The organism is Gordonia sp. w5E2 (genome assembly GCF_036540975.1).
GTDB lineage: Bacteria > Actinomycetota > Actinomycetes > Mycobacteriales > Mycobacteriaceae > Gordonia > Gordonia jacobaea.
The window spans coordinates 2,382,513-2,384,137 of record NZ_CP144213.1 but is presented as its reverse complement, the minus strand read 5'-3'; the positions used below and the strand labels follow the sequence as shown (position 1 = coordinate 2,384,137).

At 66.4% G+C, this 1,625-nt stretch carries 1 protein-coding gene; it reads right to left on the bottom strand.

What is annotated here, in order from left to right; all coding sequences use genetic code 11:
- Positions 1-31: 31 nt before the first annotated feature.
- Positions 32-1,609, bottom strand: a complete 1,578-nt coding sequence (locus tag RND64_RS10890) for a (2,3-dihydroxybenzoyl)adenylate synthase (protein WP_049697339.1) — start codon at positions 1,607-1,609, stop codon at positions 32-34.
- Between the last annotated feature and the right edge of the window lie 16 nt (positions 1,610-1,625).

Genomic DNA, 1,625 nt, shown 5'->3' with positions numbered 1-1,625 from the left:
GCGGCCTGAGCGGCCTGATCGGTCAGAAGGGTCAGCCCGCGAGGATCTCGCGAAGCTTCTTGCGGCTCACCTTGCCGACGCCGGTCTCGGGGAATTCGTCGATGATCTTGACGATGTCGGGGAGCTTCCACTCCGCAAGGCCGTTCTCGCGGACGAAGCGTCGGATACCCGCGAGGTTAGGCGGATTGTCGGCGTCGTCGGCGATCAGGTAGGCGCAGGTGCGCTCACCGAGATAGGGGTCGGCTACCGCCACCACGATGGCGTCGCGCACCGCAGGGTGTGTCAGCAACTGTTCTTCGAGTTGCTCGGCGGACACCTTCTCGCCGCCGCGATTGACACGATCGCCGCCACGACCGCGCACCACGATGTTGCCCTCTGCGGTCAGCTCGACGACATCCCCTGTGCGATACCACCCGTCGGTCGCGAACGACGACGGGCTCGCGTCCAGCCAATACGAACGAATCGTGTACGGCCCCTGCGTCTCCAGGAAGCCAGGTCCGGCGCCGACGTCGACGCCGTCCTCGTCGACGAGCCTGACCTGGTCGTCTGCCGACATCGGACGGCCCTGCGTCGTCGTGATCACGTCGATCGGGTCGTCGAGCCGCGTGTAACAGACCAGGCCCTCGGCCATACCGAAAACCTGCTGCAAGCGCACCCCGAGTGCCGGGCCGATGCGGCGTGCGAGTTCGTCCGGGCAGCGCGCACCTCCGACCTGGATGACGTCGAGAGACGAGAGGTCGAAAGATGTTCCGGCCTCGGCGGTTTCGGTCCACAGCCGCGCAAGGGGCGGCACGAGGCCGGTCATCGTCACGCCCTCGCGCGCCACCATCTCCCATGCGACGGACGGCGCGGGCGACGCGGTGAGGGCGATCGTCCCGCCGGCACACATCGCGCCGAGAATGCCTGGCGAACTCATCGGGAAGTTGTGTGCGACGGGCAGCGTCGCGAGATAGACCGTGTCGGCGGTGACGCCGCAGAGTTCATTACTGCGACGCACGCTGTACAGATAGTCGTCGTGTGTGCGCGGAATGAGCTTGGGGATGCCCGTACTTCCACCCGACAACTGCAGGAAGGCGAGCTCGGCGGGGTTCGCGCGGTCGTGCTCGAGCGGTTGCGCCAACAACGCGTCGAGGTCGTCGGCGTCGATCCACCGGGTCACCGAATCAACTTGCGCCGCAATCGTGTCGGCGAGTCCGCGATAGTCGAATCCCGCGTCCTCGCGTGGCGAGATGATCGCGGTGGCACCGGCAGCGCGCGCGATACCGACGAGTTCGCCTGCACGATGAGCGGGAAGCGTGAACACCGGGATCGCGCGGAGTCGGAACAGCGCGAAGACGGCTTCGACGTAGCAGACCCGGTTCGGGATCTGCACCAGCACACGGTCATCTGGCGCAATCCCGAGTTCGACGAAGCCCGCCGCGATCCGGCTGACGCGATCGTTCAACTCCACGTAGGTGAGCCTGCGGTGGATGTCGACGACAGCGGTATGGTCGGCGGACGCCGGGTCGTCGGCCCGAGAGCGCAGGACGTCGTCGAACGTCTCCCCCACCCACAGTCCGTCGGCTCGATATTTCGCTTCCAGTTCCGGGGGCCATGGAGACACGAGCATAAAGGTGAGGCTACCC

Coding starts and splice junctions, on each gene's coding strand:
- RND64_RS10890 (WP_049697339.1), bottom strand. CDS start 1,609: ATGCTCGTGTCTCCATGGCCCCCGGAACTGGAAGCGAAATATCGAGCC.